Origin of the sequence: Cohnella fermenti (genome assembly GCF_004801405.1) — a bacterium.
Lineage (GTDB): Bacteria > Bacillota > Bacilli > Paenibacillales > Paenibacillaceae > Cohnella > Cohnella fermenti.
Map to the genome: position 1 here is coordinate 40921 of NZ_SSOB01000001.1, position 20211 is coordinate 61131.

Here is a 20211-nt window from a genome sequence, read left to right on the forward strand (position 1 = left end):
GCGAATCCGAAGATTAGGCAATCAATCAGAAGTTAGTATCGTTGTTGGGGCCGGGGGGCGGGGGTATACTGAAGTCACTTTGAGAGAAGGGTGATTTCCATGCCTCCCAGACAGGCTGTCAAGAAGCAATTGCTCGCTTACGCCATGATCTTCCCGGCCCTGTTTTTCTTCGCGCTGTACCTGGTATTCCCACTTGTCAAGTCGCTTCAGATGAGCTTCTACGATTACGACGGGGTCGGGCCGCTCAACAGCTTTATCGGTCTCGGCAACTTCGCCGAGGGGTTCCGGGACTCCCGATTCTATGAGGCGATGGGGCATAATCTCATCCTGATGGTTGTCGAGCTTGTCGTCTCGATGAGCGTCGCCTTCGTGCTCGCCTACTTCCTCTTCCGCGGCGTGTTCGCCTGGAGATGGTTTAACGTCGTGCTGTTCCTCCCCTATATCATTCCTCTTGCCGTGTCCGCCGTTATCTGGTCTCTGATCTTCGAGCCGACGATCGGGATGCTGAACCAATTGCTGGGAGCGCTCGGTCTCGACTCCTGGCAGCGTGTCTGGCTGGGCAGTCAGGACACTTCGCTGCTATCCGTTATTCTCGTGTGGATATGGAGAACGATTCCCTTCGACATGCTGATTCTGCTTGGAAGTCTTCTTAAAATCCCGAAGGAACTGATAGAAGCGTCGAAGATCGACGGCTGCACCGGGATCAGAACGGTTTGGTCGATCATTCTGCCGCTCATGCTGCCGACAATTGTGTTATTGTCTATTATATCGATCGCCAACGACTTCCGTTCGTTCGACATTGTCTGGATTATGACGCAAGGCGGGCCGATCGGCTCTACGGAGATCGCTTCCACCCTCGTCTATAAGCTCGGCTTCCAAGAGAATCATTACGGCTATGCCAATGCCGTCGCGTTCATGGTGTTCGTAATCGTTACGGCGATGGTCGGGCTGGTCAGCTTGATTCTAAGGTCTTGGAATGGGCCGAACGAGCGGGCGGGAGGGTGAGAGGGATGATCAAACGTTCGTGGATGACGGCTGTCGTCGCTTTATTCGCCATAACCTCACTTTATCCGCTTATATGGGTCGTTCTTCAGTCGCTGAAGACGGACACGGATTTTTTCGCAAACCAATGGGGATTGCCTGAACGATTCATCTGGGGGAATTACGCTACAGCCTGGGAGCAGGCGAACTTCGCTACCTATTACGCGAATACGGGGCTCGTGACGCTGGCGAGTCTGGTCGGCGGGGTGGCCGTGTGCATCGTGGCGGGCTATGCGTTCGGGAAGATCCGGTTCAGGGGGAGACGGTCGCTTCAGGTTCTCTTCGCTCTCGTTCTGTTCGTTCCTTCCCCCGTTCTGCTGCTTCCCGTATTCTTCATCAACCGGGACTTGGGCCTTCTCAATACGTATGCCGGGATGATCGGGCCCTACATTGCTTCCATCGTGCCGATGGGCGTCCTGCTTATGCAGTCCTCCTTCGCGGGATTGCCGAACGAGCTTAGCGAATCGGCGAAAATCGACGGGTGTGGGGAGTGGCGGACATTCTATCGAATTCTGCTGCCTCTTACACTGCCGACGGTCGCTACGCTCTGCATTCTGCAATTTATCGGAGTCTGGTCGGAGTACATGTGGGCGTTCATCTCCAATACGAATCCGAAGATGTACACGATAGCGGTCGGCATGGCCCAGATGGCTTCCAAAAAGTACGTGTACGGCTTCGGCCCGGTTTTTGCCGGAATGGTGATTACTTCGATTGTCGTTATTCTTGTGTATGTCGTCCTGCAGAAGTATTTCGTACAGGCGTTATCCGAAGGAGCCGTTAAAGGATAAGGCCGAAGACCGGAGGGAGAGCGTTGGTCAAGAGGCTTCTGGGCACTTACATCCTGTTAATCGTTCTGCCTACGCTGCTGGTCTCTTCCGTAGCCTACTACTTGTTTAAGCAAAGCATGGAGAAGGAAGTGTCCGTCTCGATCGAGCGGACGGTTCGGCTGCTGAATTCGGAGATCGACGCGTACTTCACCGATCTGGTCCGTCTGGCCGCTTCGGTCATGACGGAGGATACGCAGCTTGACGACGATCGCAATCTGCTTCGTATTCTGAAGCTCAGAGCATCGGGGGAGATCGCACCCGGTTCCATGGAATCCTACACGCAGACGCAGCGGATCAACCATTACCTGGACGACTTGCTTAACCGGAAGCGCGATCTCGATTCCGTCTATCTCCATACGGCTTCGAAGGAGCTGTTCGCCAGCCATCGTTCGGACGAGCGCATCGCTCTTCCCCAACTGGAGGAGATGGAGGCACGGCTGCTCGCCTCCGGCCGAGAGTGGATTGTGGAGACGGCGGCGGACAAGGAAACGGACAAGGAAGCGGACAAGGAGACGATCTATCTGATTCGGAAGGTGAACGATCCTGCTCATCAGTTCCTCGGCTCTATCGTTCTAAGTATCGGAACGGACGGCCTCGTGGGGATGATCGGCGGAGCGCAATTGCCGAAGCAGGATATCATCGCGCTGTGGAATCGCGAGCTTCCGGTCTACGACAAGACGGGGCGCTGGGAGAACGACTCCTTCGGGCTGTCCCCTGCTCGCATTCGGTCGTTGAACCTCACGTTCGCAGAGGGCAGCACCTTGGTCACCTACGCCTCGCCGATGCAATCGGAATGGTCGTTGGTGGCTTACTTGCCGTATCGCGCGTTGACGGAGAATATCCGCACCGTACGCTTCTGGATGCTTGCGGCCGGAGCGCTATGCGTGCTGATCTCCATCCTGGCCGCATTCCTGCTTGCGCTCGGAATCGTGAAGCCGGTCCAAGCCGTTCGCAACGCGATGCGCAAGATGGAGAAGGGGCTTCTCCATACGAGAGTCAAGGTCCGGGGGAAGGATGAGGTGGCGGAGCTGGCGCAAGGCTTCAATTCGATGTCCGGTCAGCTTCAGGAGTCGATCGATCGCGTCTATCGTTCCGACTTGGCGCACAAGGAAGCGGAATTGAGGGCGCTGCACGCGCAGATCAACCCGCACTTCCTGTATAACACGCTTGAGGCGATCAGCATGGTCGCCGAGATGCAGCGATCCTCGGAAGCGGCGGAGATGGCTCGCGCTCTGGGGCTGCTATTCCGGGCCGCTACGGAGTTCGAGACATTGGTTCCGGTGCGCACGGAGATCCTGCTGCTGAAGCAATACCTGCTTCTGCAGGAGACGAGATTCGACGGAACGCTGCGGGTTCATTGGGAGGTCGCCGCGGAAGCGGAGGAAGCGCAGGTGCCCAAGCTGTCGCTTCAGACGATCGTCGAGAATTGCTTCAAGCACGGCTTCGCGCCCTTGAAGGCTCCGCGGAAGGCGACGATCCGAGTCCGGGCCTTCCGGGCGGAGCAAGGCGTGTCGATCGAGATTGTCGACGACGGGGTCGGGATCGGGAACGACCGGCTGCACGAGCTTAACCGATTGCTGCGGATCGGGGCGAGCGGGGGAGAGGGAGCTCCGGTAGGTCTCGTCAACGTGCATAATCGAGTTCGGCTGCTATGGGGATCTCCTTACGGGATCGAGCTCTCCAGCCAGCCGGGCATCGGAACGGCTGCCAGACTGAATGTTCCCGGAGAGAGGAGGGGCGAATCCGAATGAAGATCGTGATAGCGGACGATGAGAAGCTGATTCGGCAAGGCCTGGCCTATATTATTCGGCAGATGGAGGAGTCGGACGAGATCGCGGCATCCTGTTCGGATGGGGAAGAAGCGCTGTCTTACTGTCTACGGGAGGGAGACGACGTCGATGTTCTGATCACGGACGTATGCATGCCCGGCATGGACGGTCTGGATCTGATCGCCGAGCTGGCCCGGCGTTGTCCGCATATTCAGACGGTCGTCATGAGCGGTTACGGCGAATTCGATTATGTGCGACGAGCCATGCGCGAGGGAGCGATCGATTACCTGCTTAAGCCGATTATCAAGAATGAGCTGCAAGAGGTGCTGGAGCGGATGCGTCAGCAGAAGAAGCTCGCGGCCGGCTCGAAGGAAGACAAGCGGGAATCGCCGATGATCGCGGCCATTCACCAGGATCATCTGCTAAGCGCCCTGTTCCATCCCAATCCGGGAGTTGCTCCCGATGCCCGGGCCTATCTGGAGAACGGCTTCGGCATCGCGGAAGGGGAGGTGCGCTTGTTCGCCGCCGGCGTGACAATCGACGAGAAGGCGGACAGCCGCTTCCAGGAGGCGGATCGGATGCTGTTCCAGTATTTTGTCCGCAAGATGGCGGAAGAGGCGCTCTTCCAGCAGCAGCCCGCTTGCGGAACCGTCTGGCAAGGACAGGACGACTTCGTTGTCCTGCTGTTCTTCGTGCCGAAGGGAGAGGAGGAGCGGGAGACCGCGATGGCGGATTCCCTTAAGCAATTGCTGGCGATTCTATCCTCCCATGTCCAATATCCGGTCACGATCGGCGTCAGCTCGGGGGCGGAGAGGTTCTCCGACATGCCCAAGCTGCTGCTTGAGGTTCAGGCCGCGTTGCGGGCGCGGCTGACGATCGGAACGGGTCAAGTGATCGGCTACGAAGCTTCGCAGAACCTGCAGCGCCAGTGGAGCGTGCAGCCGGACGCCTTCCACAAGGTCGTAACGGCGACCGTGCTGGGCGACGCCGAGGCATTGGAGAAGGAGCTTGGCGTCTTCATGGACGATCTGTACGAGGCGGGCATTCATCCCGAGGTGCTGTTGGATATCGTGCTCCGGCTTTTCCTGCGTGTGGAGAGCATGATGGAAGCCAAGGGAATCGTCCGGACGGGCGATCCGGGAGCTGCCGATCTGGGCAAGCTGCTCGGAGAGCTGCAGCGGTGCCCGACCTGGAGCGTGCTGGAGAGCGAAGTGAAGCGCAAGCTCGCGGAATGGTCGAGCCTTATTCAGGAGCATTCCCGTCAGATCAAGCCTACGTTCATCACCGATGCGGTCCATTACATTCACGAGCACTATCGGAACGATCTGACGCTGGCCGAAGTGGCCGATGTGGTCGGCCTGTATCCGACTTACCTGAGCGAGCAGTTCAAGCAGCATATGGGCGTGAAGTTCGTCGATTACGTCATCCAGGTGCGAATGGACCGGGCGAAGAAGCTGCTGCGCGAGACGAACAAGCCCTCCTTCGAGATCTGCGAGAAGGTCGGATACGCGACGCCTGCCCACTTCACGAAGGTATTCAAGAGCAAGGTCGGCTGCACGCCGCTCGAGTACCGGGAGGGCTGGAGAGGCATCCGCAAGATTTGAAGCAGCTCGAAGGAGCTCGAAGGAGATCGGAAGAGTGCGGGGAGCCGTTATCCGAAAAAAGCGCAATCATTCCGAAGCCAGTCGAGTTCTCAGCCGACAGGGGCGGTGCTACGATAGGCTCGTGTTCAAACGACCTATGGAGGAGATTGCATGAAGAAGAGGGGAACGCTGCTTACGCTCTCGCTGCTTATCGGAATGGCGGGAGCATTGTCGGGCTGCGGGGGCAATCGGAACGGCAACGGCGCCGCCGAGCCGGGAGCCGCGTCGGGAGCCGCGCCGAGCTCGCAGGCAAGCGGAAGCTCGGCATCCGAAGAAGACGTAACGCTAAAGTTCATCTCGTGGTGGTCTTATGTGAAGCCGGAGCTGCTCAAGAAATTCGAGGACGAGAATCCCGGCATCAAGGTGGATTATGAATATGTCGCCGTCGGCGACGCCTACAACAACAAGATCAAGACGTTGACCGCATCCAACGAGCTGCCGGACGTATTCGGCATCCAGGGAGTCACGTTCGAGTCTCTGATCAAGACGAACGATATTCTGGACCTCAAGGAGGCGTTCCAGACCCCCGCATACGATAAGGCCGACAACTGGGGGGATACGATCAACCCCGTGCTCATGACCAACATGAATTCCGGTCTGACCTCGGAAGTGGACGCGGCCAATCATGTATGGGGCGTTCCGTTCGGAGCGGTCAGCGTCGTCGTCGTCTACAACAAGACGCTCTTCGACGGGCTCGGATTGGCGGCCCCGCAGACGTGGGACGAGTTCGAATCGAACAACAAGACGCTCAAGGAAGCGGGCCTCATCCCGATGTCCTACGCGAACAAGGTCGGCTGGGGAGACTGGTGGCTGCGCTTCCTGCTCGATCAATCGACAAGGGACGTCACGACCGACGACTTCCTGACAGGCAAGGCGAAGGTGACGGACCCGGGATTCGTGGAAGCGGTACAGAAGCTGAAGCAGCTATGGGACGACGGAACGTTCGATCCGGCGGGAATGACGAACGGAATCGACGAGACGCAAGCGCTGTTCGTGCAGCAGAAGATGGCGCAGTACATGGTCGTGCCGGAGAACTTCGTTCAGTATCTGCAGGACAACATGCCGAAGGACGTCGAGCTCGGCGCTTACGCGCTTCCCGCCTGGAAGGGCATCGAACCCAGCCGCACGCTCGGAGGAGCTTCGAACATCGTCGCGGTGTCGGCCAAGACGAAGCATCAAGAAGCGGCGATCAAGCTGGCCAAGTTCATGACGTCGGAGACGACGTTCCAGAGTCTGGCCGACAGCAACGTGGTGCCGAGCACGAAGGGGTATACGCCTCCCGAAGGCGACAAGATCATGGGCGCCTACGCGGAGGCCGCCGAGAACGGCTTTATCGTCGAGCATACGCCGGGCGACGAGGCGGGCATCAAGCTGTTCCAGGATGCGCTGCCGAAGATTCTGCTCGGCAACAAAACAATCGACAAGGCGCTGAACGAGGTTCAGGAGCTGATCGACAAGAACGCGAAATAACGGGCAACAGGCGGCGCTTGCCTGCGCCGGCCTTCGCCCCCATCGTACCGGAGTCTTCGAATGGCCATGGCTGAAGGAGAACTCCGGTTTTTTTCTATCCACTAAGAGAGCGGGGAAAAAGACATGAATCATACGCTTGAGAACTCATTCGGCAAGCCGTTCCGCAAGCTCGGGTATCTGCTCCTGCTGGCGCTTGCCGCGGCCGCGGGGCTGCTGCTCCTGTCGTCGGCCAGCGCATCGGCTGCGAGCTACTATGTCAACAACCAAGTTGGAAGCGCTTGCTCGGATGCCGGCTCCGGAACGTCGACGGCGGCGCCCTGGTGCAGCTTCGCTCCGATTAGCAGCCACGGCGCTTTCGCCGCAGGGGATCAGATTCTGCTTGCCAAGGGGGAGACGTGGAACGAGCAGATGTCGATCTCGGGCACCGGAACGGCCGCGAATCCGATTGTGCTGGGAGCGTACGGCTCGGGCGCCAAGCCGAAGATTCTTCGGAACGGTCTGGAGTCGGATAGGGCAATCGCGCTTGCGAATCCCAGCCATTGGACGATAAGCGGGCTTGAGATCGGTCAGGCCGGCGCCGGTATTGTCGTCAGCTTCTCGACGGCGGGCCATGAAGGCCTCGTCTTCAAGGACCTGTATCTGCACGATATCAAGGGCATTCACCAAGGCTCGGGAAGCGGCAACGACGTTACGGGCGACGCGGTGTGGAACTCGGCCGGCATCGAGTTCACATCCAAGACATTCGACGATTCCAATGACGCTTCGCTGCCGATCGTCAAGAACGTCCTCTTCGAGGATATCGAAGGAAGCCGCAATCTCGACACGATCTCCATCGATTGGTACAACGGGACCTATTCGTCCGTCACGGGTTACAAGGCGGCCGAGCAGGTCGTGATGAGGAACTTGAACTTCCACCGCAACGATGCGGGAGGGGGCAGCGCGACCGGGTGCGACGATGGGATGCGGATCACGGACGTCCGCTACCTGACTCTGATCGATTCGAGAATCGACGGGGACGCGGGCTGTCACTCCGACACGGGGACGGCGGCCATTTACTTGGCCGGCGTGTATGACGCGAATATTTTCAACAATGTGTTCACGAACGTTCCGCACACTTCCTCCCCGGATATGGTGGCCTTCGACTTCGAATGCTGCACCAATAACGTGAACATCAGCGAGAACTACTTCGCCGGCAACGCGGGAGCGGGAATCTCGTTCCTGGCCATTCATCCGGGGCTGGGCTACGAGCTGAACACGACGGCGGCCGGCAATACGTTCGTCCAGAACGGCAGCGGGTCGTTCCGTCGGGCGGGGACGGCGGATACGCCGACGGGCGCGATCCGGGACAATCTCTACCATGAGGCGAATGCGTTCCTGTACGAGGACGGCGCGGATTACAGCGGATTCACCGTCTCGAACAACCAGCCGATCAAGTCGGCCTCCGCCATCTCTCACGCATCGGCCAGCTTCGGCTCGTCGCAAGGCGCGGGCAATTGGACATCCAGAGCCTACGACGGCACTTCGTGGACGAATCTGGCTTATTATGACGCGGCCAAGAAGCAATGGCAGCCCTCTTCCTCGGCAGCCTCCCCGAGCGTCTCCGCGTTCGAGCTTCAGCCCTCGGCTTGCGCAAGCTGCGCCGTTGCGCGGGTATGGACGGCACCGCTTCAAGGAACGGTCAGCCTGCGCGCACGCGTTCTGATGGCGGAGGAGGGCGGAGACGGCGTCGTTGTCCGAATTACCAAGAACGGAACGCGAATCTGGCCTGTCTCGGCGGATCAGTCGGTCGCCGGAGGGAATCGGACCGGCTATGAAGCGATTCTGGACGGAATCTCCGTGAACGCGGGCGACGAGTTGCGGTTCGAGGTATCCGCCGGTTCGGCGGGGAATAACGTATCCGACGCGGTCAGTTGGGCTCCGTCGGTCGCTTATACGAACTATGGCTTGCAATGGGACTTCGCCGCGGCCGGCAATCTGGAGAACTGGACGATGGCGAGCCAAATCTCCGGTACCGTCTCCGGAGGCGTCCTGACGCTCACGAGCAGCGGAAGCGATCCCTACATTGTCTCCGCAGACAACCTGAACAGTCCGGCTTCCAATCGCTATCTGAGAATACGCCTGAAGAACAACACGAACGACCCGATGGCGCAGCTCTTCTTCACGACGACAACGGACACCGCCTGGAGCTCGTCGAAGTCGATCACCTTCGCGACGAAGGAGAACGCCTCCGGCTATATGACCTACGTCGTGGATCTGAGCGTCAACCCGAACTGGACCGGCACGATTAAGCAGCTTCGCTTCGATCCGATCTCGAAGAGCGGCACGATGAACGTCGACTTCATCCAGGTGACCGCACTCGGCTCCGGCACGAGCAAGAGCTGGGAGTTCGGAACCGACTCCGATGCCGAGGGCTGGACCTCGGGCAACCAGATCTCGTCCATGACGGTGTCCGGCGGCAGCTTGACCTTAACCTCCGGGGGAACCGATCCCTACATCTACTCTCCGGACAATCTGGGAATCGATAATGCCTTGATCAACCGTTACGTCCGCATTCGCTTGCAGAACCAATCGACCAACACGACGGCGCAATTCTTCTTCACGACGACGACGGATACGACCTGGAACGCGGCGAAGTCGGTTACGTTGCCGATATTGGCCACCAGCGATTACATGGAGTATGTCGTGGATATGGGGGCGGTCGCCGGCTGGACGGGCACGATCAAGCAGCTTCGGTTCGATCCGCTGACGGCGACCGGAACGGTCCAAGTCGACTTTATCCGGATAACGGATTAACGAGGGTAATGACGGAGGGGCGGGGCTGATTGGACCCCTTCCCTATAATCGAGATGTAGTGTAGCAAAGCAACTCAAGGCAACTATTGACGGGCTCAACGCGAAGGCGTGCAGGAGGACTATCTCCTGCACGTCTTCTGCACTTCTCCTGCACGCCTCCTTCCGTGAGCACCGCCGTATTCGAACTCCTTTCAGGCGCCGCTCGGCAAGTGGTCAAAGAGGAAATAGGAAGGGTGTTGTCGAAATTTAATGGAAATCTAGGACTCCAGAACTCCAGGCTTTATGGACTTTCGGTGAACTGGAGAACATCCATTCGTCAGAGGTAACAAGCATGCGGAAGATTTGGGCGGCTATCCTGATCGTTTGTTCGATCTCTTTATTAGTGCCTTGGGGGGCTACCGTTCTCAGGCAATCGGGGGACTCCGGGGCGCATTCCGACTTGCAAGAACAAGCCGGCACGCAGCGTCAAGCCGCGAATGGCGTTCTCCAGCTCGAGGGTTGGGACTTCGTCAGAGATGGCATGGCATCCTTGCAGGGGGAGTGGCAGATCGAATGGGGAGTGATGGGCAATCCGGGCGCACAAGCGGCGGAGGGCTCCTTGGGAACGGTCCAAGTGCCAAGCTCGTGGGGGAGCTTGCCGGAGCCTCGGTCGAATTACGGAGTTGCCACCTATCGATTGCGTGTCATGCTGCCGGAGAAGTGGAAGGGAACCGATCAGGTCAAGACGCTTGCTCTCTATATGCCGGATGTAGCGACTGCGTATGCATTATGGGTCAATGATCAACGTGTCCTGCAGGTTGGCCAAGTGGGCTACAGCAAAGCTGAGATGGTTGCCCGGAATGTGCCTCAGACCGTCTCCTTCGCCGTTGCGCAGGACTGGTTGGATCTGACGATTCAGGTGTCGAACTTCGTTCAGCGCAAGGGCGGGCTATGGACGACTCCACTCTTGGGAACCGAGGAGCAGATCGAGCGGTATCACCAGAAGCGAATGATCTTCGATGTTACCGGGGCAGGCATCCTGATCGTGATGGCGATGTTCCATCTGTCGCTGTATTTGTGGAACAGGAAGACCAAGAGCCCGCTGCTATTTACTTTAATGTGTCTGGCCGTTGCCGCTCGCACCCTTGCGTCGGAGCAAATGGCGTTGTCGTACTTCTTCCCCTCATTCCCTTGGGAATGGAATACCAAGATCGAGTATATGTCCGTTCTTGCCGCGAGTCAGTTTACGCTCCTGTTTGTCCTGCAGATACGCAATGCGGAAGCAAGCTTGCCGCGGCCGGCCTCTCTTTTCGTATGGGCAGGGTGCGCCTATCATCTGTTCGTGCTTCTGCTCCCGGCCTCGATCTATACACCGACGATGAATTTTCTGATGACGTATCTTGTTCTTATCTCCACCTACATCGTTGTCACGGTTGTTCGTGCCTTCGTCGAGAAAGCGGAGGGCTCGGGTCTGGCTCTGATCGGCATGAGCTTCTTCTTTATCTGTGTCATCAATAACGTTCTCTATTACAACTTCATTATCGATTCGATCGACATGACGGCCATCGGCATGCTGTTCTTCCTGATCGTTCAGTCTCTGAACGTCACCAATCGATTCGCCAGCGCGTACAACCGGGCGGAGAAGACCTCTGCCGAGCTGGTTCAACTGAATCAGAGCCTGGATAGGCAAGTGGAAGAGCGGACGCAGAAGCTTAAGATGAGCCATGATGAGTTGGAGCGGGCTTACGGGGAGCTGACCAAGATCAACGAGGAACGCAGGCGATTGTTCACGGACATCTCGCACGAGCTGGCGCATCCCGTTAATTCGATTCAAGGGTATATTCGCGGAATGATTGATGGAGTTCTTCCCTCCGGGAAGCCGGAATACATGCATATTGTCTATGAGAAAACCTTGTATCTGCAACGAATGTTCCATGATTTATTGGAGCTGGCGCGACTCGAATCCGGGCAGATCGAATTAAACAAAAGGCCGATGGATCTCGCTCTGTATCTTAAGGAACTGGTTGAGAGATACCGTTGGGATATAGAGGAGAACGGGATCGAGTTTGTCCATGAGGATGGGGAGTGCGCCGCTCCTTATCGTGCCCATATCGACCCTGACCGGATCGAGCAAGTATTCTGCAATCTGCTGTTTAACGCCAAGAAATTCACGCCTGGCGGAGGGCGGATCACGCTTCAGACCTCTATCGTCATGGACCGATCGCCGTGTATGGAGGTTGCCATACGGGATACGGGCCCCGGCGTGCCGGAGGCGGACATTCCCCATCTGTTCGGTCGCTTCTACCAAGTGTACAAGGGCGATCGCAATGGGAGCGGCTTGGGATTGGCCATCGTTAAGGGAATCGTTGCTTCGCATGGCGGCTATGTGGGCGTGCAGAGCCGAGTAGGCGAAGGGAGCCGCTTCTTCTTCGGCATTCCCGTAACGTCCGTCTCCGAACAAGCTCGGGAAGAGGTGCGGAATGAAGAATAAGGACCGAATCTTAATTGTCGAAGACGATCCGGATTTAAGCGAACTCATACGGCTGTATTTGGAACGGGATGGATTCGATGCGGTGAAAATAGACCGGGGGCTGCAGGCCGTAGCGGAATGCCAAAAGGAGAATTCGCCGGATCTGATCTTGCTTGATATCATGTTGCCGGATTGCAATGGAATCGAGGTCTGCGGAAGGATTCGCCAGCATTCCAATGTCCCTATCGTATTCATCAGCAGCCGGCAGGAGGCCGACGTCATGATCCGCGGGCTGGAAGAGGGCGGGGACGATTATGTGCTCAAGCCCTTCCATCCGAACGTATTGGTAGCGAAGGTCAAAGCATTGCTGCGTCGAGTGCACGGTCCTTTAACGGAGCAATTGGAGTTCGAGCACATTAAATACGATTACAAGAAGGCCGAGCTGCTTGTCAACGGAGAGGCGATTCCGCTATACACCAAAGAAAGGCAGATGCTGGAGTTCTTCTTAAGGAATCCCCATCAGATCTTCCACGTGGAAGAATTGTACCAAGCGATATGGGGCTGGGACAGTTTGAGCGATATAGGGACGGTAATGGTCTATATCAGTCACTTGCGCAGGAAAATCGAGGCTGACCCTTCCAAACCGCGGTTTATTGTCACGGTGAGAGGATTCGGCTACAAGTTCGTGCTGCCCCCTCCGAAATGATAAACATGCTGGTAGCATCGGATCATTATCTGATTCGTAGTGCCTATTCCGTTCGGGCGTACGCCTAGTCCCTTTAAACCAGGTTTAAACTTGCTCATTTATACTGATGACTAGGATGGTTATTGTAACCACCTAATCCCCCCGGCAGCAACGAGTCCGGGAAATTCGTATAGATGAGGAGAGCTTATGCCTAATTATTACTTTGATGAGATATGGACGCCGCTTAAACTGGCCGGCATTCGGTTTTACCGAGATGATCAGGGCGATGTTTGGGTCAAGTATTGGCATAAGAGAAGACGCCGAGTCCGCAAGTAATATAGAAGACCGTAAGCGAGTGGGCTTGCGGTCTTTTGACGTTGTCATTGCCCGCCCCATATGTGTTGGAGAGAAATAAAGGGCAGATTATAATAGAATTGAGGAACGGAGCTGCCTGCAATGCCTGGGGCCAAAGGTGAGGCTCCCGATCAGTACGGCGACTTCTTCGAAGATGAAGATGAGGATGGAGTGGATTGAAGCTATGCCGGTATACAATAAGCTTGTTCGAGATCTTATTCCCCAAGTGATCCAGTCGACGGGGAAGGAATGCCGAACACGTATTCTGGACGAAGAAGAGTACAAGATCGAGTTGACCGTCAAGCTGAGGGAAGAGTCCGAGGAATACTTCTCCGCACAGAATTCAAGAGAGTCGTTAGAAGAGCTTGCTGATATGCTCGAGGTTATTCGGGCGTTAGCTTCCGCACATGGCGCAACGTGGGAACAGCTAGAAGCTATACGGGAGCAAAAGGCGGCAACCAGAGGCGGATTCCAGAAGCGGGTGTACCTGATCGATGTCGACGACAACACTTAATGTTAAACTCATCACCGAGAATCTGGCAGATGAGCTGATAGCCGGGATGCAGAATGCATCCGGTATTTATATCATGACCTCCTTCGTTATGCAGTCGGGAGTGCGTCTGCTTGCGCCCCATCTGCGAAGAGCGGTAGAGCGCGGAGCGGAAGTGAAGGTTCTGGCCGGCGATTATCTATTTGTTACCCAACCGGAAGGTTTGCAGGCATTACTGGATATCGACCCACGGTTGGAGGCGCGGCTGTGGCGAAGTATGGGCACGTCTTTTCACCCGAAGGCGTATTTATTCGATTATGAGAACGGGGAAGGGTTGCTTATCGTCGGCTCTTCCAACTTCTCCATGTCTGCCATGCGGATGGGGATGGAATGGAATCTGGCGATGAACGCCAAGGCGGAGCCTTACACCTTCCAGGTTGCACTGGACAAGTTCATGCAGAACTTCTATCACGATTCCACCTTGCCGTTGAATGAGAATACCCTTCTTCTCTATGAAGAAGAATATCGGACCTGCCATCGCAACAACCCAGAGTTAATCCGCATGATCACAGAGATGGAAGAGGAAGAATACCGTGTCGGGAGTGAGGACCATCTCCCCGAGGAATCCGATGAAGAAGATGAACGAGCCGAATGGGCTGCGATTCATCCCAGGTTCGCCCAAATTGATGCACTGGATGCCTTGGAGAGAGCGCTGGATGAGGAATATGACAAGGCAATGGTCGTCATGGCTACCGGTCTGGGGAAAACCTATCTGGCAGGCTTCTTCGCGCAGCGCTTCCATCGAGTGTTATTCGTGGCGCACCGGGAAGAGATTCTGCATCAAGCGAGAAGATCATTCCAGCACGTCATGCAGGACCGAACATTCGGTATCTATAACGGGGTTCTAAAAGAAGGAGATGCGGACTGCGTATTTGCTTCCATCTATACTCTTGGGATGAAGAAGCATCGAGAATCCTTCGCGCAGGACCGGTTTGATCTTATCATAGTAGACGAATTCCACCATGCGGCGGCGGCCTCCTATCAGTCGGTCATCCAGTACTTCAAGCCGAAGTTCCTGCTTGGCATCACGGCAACGCCGGAACGGATGGATGGCAAGGACGTTTACGCTCTATGCGACGGGAATGTCGCCTACCAGATTCATTTTGTCGAGGCCATCCGTCGCGGCTGGTTATCTCCGTTCCATTATTACGGTGTCTATGATGATACCGACTATTCGTCGATCAGGTGGCTGGGATCTCATTATGACGATGAGCAACTGACTGCAGCACAGTTGAAGCAGACACTGGCCGACAAGATCTACGATGCTTGGACGGAGCATAAGCAAACAAGAACGATTGGGTTCTGCTCATCCATTCGACAGGCGGATTTCTTGGCAGGTTATTTTCAAAACAGGGCAGTCTCGGCAGTCGGCCTTCATTCAGGTACGGCAGGTATTACGAGGGAAGAGGCCATTGCCCGTCTAGCCAGAGGCGAACTGGAAGTTATCTTCACCGTTGATCTGTTTAACGAGGGCGTCGACATTCCCAGTGTAGATACCTTGTTATTCGTTCGCCCGACGGAATCCTTAACGGTCTTCACCCAGCAAGTCGGTCGAGGTCTGCGGCTGTCGGAGATGAAGACGCATTGCACGATCATTGATCTTATTGGCAACTACCGCAATGCGGACGTCAAGCTTCAGCTATTCGCGAGTGCCAAGGATGCGGAAGGCAAAGCGGCTGCGGCACTCACTCCCATCGTGCCCGCCGGATGCGAGTTCCATCTGGAAACAGCAGTTATTAACCTGCTTGATGAATTACGCCATAAAAGAATGCCGCATCGGGAGCGGTTGCATCGTTCCTTCCTCGACTTAAAGAATGAACTCGGCCGCATCCCTGCATATCTGGAGCTTCATCTCTACGGGAGATCAAACAGCTTAGAGTATCGGAATGAATTCGGCTCCTACGTTGGCTTCCTTGGCTGGGCGGAATGCTTAACGCAGGAAGAAGAGGACGTTTATTATCGACACGAAGCCTGGATTCGGGATGTCGAGAAGACGGTCATGACCAAAAGCTACAAAATGATCGTGCTCCTCTACATGCTGGAACGAGGGCCGGAACGCTGGGCGGAGCCCGTAACTCCGCATGAAGTCGCTCCCTTCTTCCACAGGTACCTCATGGAGAAGGAGTTCCGGAAGAGACTCGACTTCTCTGACAAGGAGTCGCTGCGGCTCTGGGAATACAACGAGACCGGAGTCAGCCAGCTTATTGAGCGGATGCCGATGACAAAGTGGAGCTCGGCGAAGGGGAGTATGACCCGATTCGAGGACGGATTGTTTGGCCTGCGAATAGAGCCAGCTCCCGAGCATCGCTCTATTCTGCACCGCTGGACAACAGAAATTTGCGAATATAGGCTTCATCATCATTTTGAGCGTAAAGAGCAGAAGCGGAGTCCCCTGCATTAAGCGAAGTCCCCTGCATTAGTGAGGGGACTTTGTCTTGTGTGTGGTTTGGCGTGATTGTGGAAAAGGCGTGTTCGGGATTGGGGGTTGCTGAACTGGATGTTCTGGATGAAAAGCTTGCGGAATTGTAACCTCGAGACTTAGTGGGGCTTGGAAGCACATGTAAGATAGCCTGCTTCATCCCAAACAAGCAATCGAAGTGTTTTTTTCGATTGATCAAGCAACCTCTGAGAATGTATCCATCTCATTTGGCACAACGGAGAATGCCGTATACGGACAATTATTCACTGTCTTAATTGCTTTTATTCTTCTTAAATGGTTGCGCGACAGCACCAAATCATCCATACTCAAGTGCAATTCGCTGATGATCGTTTCTTTCGTTCGCTTGTTCCTACTCGGACAGCGTTCAAACGAATGGAGAGGTGCCATCTCTCTACCTCTGGATCGGCACAAGAAAAATGATATACCAATAACTGGAAAGTTGGTGGATCTGTAACAAGCGCGGGAAAGACGATTGGGGAGGCTACAATCAAGCTTACTATTTGGATAGCGGCAAGGTAGGCATCATTGGTCACATCTGCTACAAAACCATTGAGAGGACAGTCATTTGAAGCAGGTCTACATGAGCTGTTCCTTCGTGATGGACGCGGACAAACATGAGGGCTGGATCAGAAAATCATCGGTACTCGCTCCAGTTATCCAGAAGGTCCGACGAAGAAACCGGATTTGACCGATTGCGCATTCACCTCAGGCATCGCCATGCGTAATGACGGAAGATGCAATCTATATAGCGGCATCGGAGATTTTGGCGATAAGCTCGGTTTCGTTAATTCATTAGCTGCAGCTTATATAGACAATGGACTACAAGGATTACGAACACTTTATTGAGATAGCTGCAGAGATAATAAGTGAAACACTAGCCACGAGGGAAAAGAAAGAGAAGAAAGAATAAAATGGGGGTCAAGTCTTCCTTTATGAATAGATACAAACTGTTCAACATACAGACGTGAACTTCAATTAACGACATTTTACATGTAACTTATTGGAAGGACGTCGGAACATAGTCTATACTGAGTATAAAGACTTGGTCTGCAGTGAGAAAAGGAGCGCATGGAATGAGTATGACTTATTTTGAATCCCATTTAGTGTTTGATGAATATATAAGTAAGACTCATCTCCGTGGCTTCTCTGTGGGTTACGAATTAAATGAGTATAGATATGACTCGATTGTCGAATTAATATTTAATGCATTACCTGATTTTGCACTTAGCCATAGTGAGCTTGCTACTTTGGGTTCTAACAACTGTGTTAGAAAAATGAAAAAAGCAGCGAAGTTAGTTTACGAAAGTGATAAATATACACGAAGAGGAGAATTCGGGGAAGTATTGTTACATATAGTTATGAGGGACTATTTTAATACAATCCCGGCTATATCAAAGCTATATTATAAAGATAGCTCCAATGATACTGTTAAGGGTTTCGATGCCGTTCATATCGTTCCTATTAAAGATGAGCTAGAACTATGGCTAGGTGAAGTGAAATTTTACAATAACTGTTCAACTGCAATTAGAGATGTGATCAAGGAACTATGGGTCCATACAGACAAAGATTTTCTTAGAAAAGAATTTCTATTTGTTAGTAATAAGATTGATGCCTCTTGGCCACATGCAAGCCAACTACAAACGTTAATAGATGATAGAACATCATTAGATAAAATCTTTTCAAGACTAAAGATTCCTGTGCTATTAACTTATGATAGTGACGTAATTAAAAAACATAGAGTAGTAACAGATACATTTAAGGATGAGTTAATAACCGAACTTGAGGCGAACCACCAGTTATTTAGAAATGGTGGTTTGCCCACTACTGTGGAATTCGTATTGATATTAATCCCTCTTGAGGAAAAGAAGATATTAGTTGATCAATTACATCAGGAATTAAGGGGATGGCAAAGATGAGCAAATTAAATTTTTATGAGATAAAAACTATCCTTAGCCTTCCTGAAGTTTCTCTTGATCAATGCTCTGAAATATTAGCATGGATTGATGTTAATGAAAAAATTTCTGACCAACAGAAACATGCTAGAGAAATATTGTTTCGTCTTTTAGACAGAAAGCAATCACTGCCTCAGGCGATTTTACCTGTTCTTTTTGATTACGTCGAAAACTTAGGATATTACCCATATTTAGAGGCAAATAAAGAGGGGATGTCTTTAAAAAGCACACTTCATTACGAATTTTTCCGTTCAGAGAATATACCTGAAATTGTAATGCACCAGAAACAGGCTGAGGTGTACAATTTACTTTCAAATGAAAGGAGTGTTATTCTTAGCGCTCCTACCAGCTTTGGTAAGAGTTTGATTATAGAAGAGATCGTAGCTTCAAACAAATATAATAATATTGTAATTATTTTACCAACATTAGCTTTAATCGATGAGGTGAGGCAAAAGCTTTCAAGGTATGCGGGGGTCTACAAACTCATTTTTACTACTAAACAGCGAATTGGAGAAAAAAATATTTTTATTTTGACTCCCGAGAAATTTATTGAACTTGAAAATTTTCCGCAAGTTGAATTTTTCATTATCGATGAGTTTTATAAAGTGAGCTATAACAATGACGATGATGAACGAGTAAATGTACTCAATCATGTATTCTATAAGTTAATGAAGCAGACTAAAAGTTTCTATTTACTTGGCCCTAATATCGATACGATCCCAAATACTTTTGAAGAGACCTATGGATGCGAGTTTCTTTCTACAAATTATGCAACTGTTGCAACAGATGAAATTTATATCAATAGAAATCCTGGCAACGAATTCGAGCAACTAAAAGAACTATTAGATCAGCTAGAGGAGCCTACATTGATTTATTGCCAATCACCTGCGTCATCTGAAAAGCATGCAAAATTACTTGCTGAAATATATCAAGAACAAAACCGGAATCAAACCACAGTTCATATAGATGCAATTGAGTGGATAAAGAAAAATATACATCCTGAGTGGTCTTTAACGAAGACATTAGAGTCGAAGATTGCATTCCATCATGGTGTAATTCCAAGGTATCTAGGGAGATATATTGTAAACGAATTCAATAAAGGAAATATAAAATATTTGTTTTGCACAAGCACATTAATTGAGGGAATTAATACATCTGCCAAAAATGTGGTCATATTTGAAAATAAAAAGGGCAGAGGGAAGATAACCCATTTCGATTACAAAAATATATGCGGCAGAGCAGGGCGAATGAGAAGGTATTTTGTTGGCAATGTATATAGTTTTCATACACCCCCTGAGCAATTAAGCATGCATGTAGATTTCCCTTGGTTTACACAGGATAGCTCTTCTGAAGAAGTGCTAATCCAGTTAGATTACTCCGATTTAAAGGATGGTTCAAGACAAAAGATACAGAATTATATTGATCAAGACTTTCTAGATTTAGATGTTATTAAGCGAAATAATAACCTAACGGTAAGTGGCCAAATTGAATTGGCTAAAGAACTAACTAATAAAATTGATTACTACCATAGGTTTTTAAATTGGTCACAGTTCCCGACCTCTATTCAGTTAAAAGTATGTTGCGAGTTAATTTGGAAATATTTTGTTGTAAATCCTAAGGATGGAGTGTTCTCAGACAAGATGCTCCACTACTATGTGAACAGTTACCGAATGTCTCAACAGCCGATCACTGCCTCATTTATAAAGAATATATTAATGAACGACAAGAAGGTAAAAGATACAGATGATGCAGTACAAAAGGCTCTAAAGATAATTAGAAAGTGGTTTGAGTTTAGATTCCCTAAACTATTACTCGGATTAGAACAAATACAAAAGTCGATATTCTTAAAACATAAAAAGACATATGGCGATTATAAGATGTTTGCTTCATCTATTGAATCAGGGCTAATAAATCCTACGCTTTCCGATCTTGAAGAATTCGGTTTACCACTTTCACTTTTGAGAAAAGTGGAGAAGTATTTGAATAATATCGAAGATCAGGATCTGGATGGTGTAATTGGCCAGATAAAAAAATTAGATATATCCAAAATAAACTTAGACAAATTCGAAAAGAAATTGTTAGAAGAGTTTATAGGAAGTTAATTAATGTGACGCTGTTATGATAAATAGTCTTTAAGGCTACTCAACAGATTTCTCTTCAACTTTCTTCAAAATGTTATCATTGCTTCAATTTAACCAATAGGGGCGCGTAGCAATCTTCGGATTTTCGTCGAGTTCAA

Annotated in this window: 14 protein-coding genes; all 14 read left to right on the forward strand. The window is 52.2% G+C overall.

The genetic code is table 11. The features are described 5' to 3' along the window. Positions 1–99: 99 nt before the first annotated feature. The 14 genes from E6C55_RS00140 to E6C55_RS00200 all read left to right on the forward strand — a co-directional run bounded on the left by E6C55_RS00140 (position 100) and on the right by E6C55_RS00200 (position 20074). Positions 100–1005, forward strand: coding sequence for a carbohydrate ABC transporter permease (locus E6C55_RS00140; RefSeq protein WP_136367749.1), 906 nt, complete (start codon positions 100–102; stop codon positions 1003–1005). A gap of 5 nt (positions 1006–1010) precedes the next feature. Further along, on the forward strand, positions 1011–1829 hold the full coding sequence (locus E6C55_RS00145) for a carbohydrate ABC transporter permease (protein WP_136367750.1): 819 nt from the start codon (positions 1011–1013) through the stop codon (positions 1827–1829). A 23-nt stretch (positions 1830–1852) separates the two neighbouring features. Beyond that, positions 1853–3619, forward strand: coding sequence for a cache domain-containing sensor histidine kinase (locus E6C55_RS00150; RefSeq protein WP_136367751.1), 1767 nt, complete (start codon positions 1853–1855; stop codon positions 3617–3619). Next, positions 3616–5241, forward strand: a complete 1626-nt coding sequence (locus E6C55_RS00155; protein ID WP_168735368.1) for a response regulator transcription factor — start codon at positions 3616–3618, stop codon at positions 5239–5241. The genes E6C55_RS00150 and E6C55_RS00155 overlap by 4 nt, the downstream gene beginning before the upstream one ends. Before the next feature lie 150 nt (positions 5242–5391). Next, complete coding sequence (locus tag E6C55_RS00160) at positions 5392–6750, forward strand: extracellular solute-binding protein (RefSeq protein WP_136367753.1); 1359 nt, start codon at positions 5392–5394, stop codon at positions 6748–6750. A 123-nt stretch (positions 6751–6873) separates the two neighbouring features. Beyond that, entirely contained in the window at positions 6874–9543 is a 2670-nt protein-coding gene (locus E6C55_RS00165; RefSeq protein WP_136367754.1) for a right-handed parallel beta-helix repeat-containing protein, read from the forward strand. Between the two features lie 330 nt (positions 9544–9873). Beyond that, entirely contained in the window at positions 9874–12012 is a 2139-nt protein-coding gene (locus E6C55_RS00170) for a 7TM diverse intracellular signaling domain-containing protein (RefSeq protein WP_136367755.1), read from the forward strand. Then, complete coding sequence (locus E6C55_RS00175) at positions 12002–12697, forward strand: response regulator transcription factor (RefSeq protein WP_136367756.1); 696 nt, start codon at positions 12002–12004, stop codon at positions 12695–12697. Before E6C55_RS00170 ends, E6C55_RS00175 begins: the two co-directional genes overlap by 11 nt. Positions 12698–13214: 517 nt before the next feature. Further along, positions 13215–13544, forward strand: a complete 330-nt coding sequence (locus E6C55_RS00180) for a nucleoside triphosphate pyrophosphohydrolase (protein WP_136367757.1) — start codon at positions 13215–13217, stop codon at positions 13542–13544. Next, a complete protein-coding gene (locus E6C55_RS00185; RefSeq protein ID WP_136367758.1) occupies positions 13525–15981 on the forward strand; it encodes a DEAD/DEAH box helicase family protein in 2457 nt (818 codons plus the stop codon). The genes E6C55_RS00180 and E6C55_RS00185 overlap by 20 nt, the downstream gene beginning before the upstream one ends. A gap of 485 nt (positions 15982–16466) precedes the next feature. Then, positions 16467–16589 carry a DUF1861 family protein gene (locus E6C55_RS35025; RefSeq protein ID WP_269145531.1) on the forward strand — a complete coding sequence of 41 codons (123 nt, stop codon included), beginning with the start codon at positions 16467–16469 and terminating at the stop codon, positions 16587–16589. Positions 16590–16704: 115 nt separating this feature from the next. Then, entirely contained in the window at positions 16705–16866 is a 162-nt protein-coding gene (locus E6C55_RS35030) for a DUF1861 family protein (protein ID WP_269145530.1), read from the forward strand. 227 nt (positions 16867–17093) lie between these two features. Then, positions 17094–17936 (forward strand): HamA C-terminal domain-containing protein, encoded by an 843-nt coding sequence (locus E6C55_RS00195; protein WP_136367759.1) that lies wholly within the window; start codon positions 17094–17096, stop codon positions 17934–17936. After that, the gene (locus tag E6C55_RS00200; RefSeq protein ID WP_230986439.1) at positions 17933–20074 is read left to right on the forward strand and encodes a DEAD/DEAH box helicase; all 2142 of its coding nucleotides are present in this window, start codon (positions 17933–17935) and stop codon (positions 20072–20074) included. The genes E6C55_RS00195 and E6C55_RS00200 overlap by 4 nt, the downstream gene beginning before the upstream one ends. Positions 20075–20211: the final 137 nt, after the last annotated feature.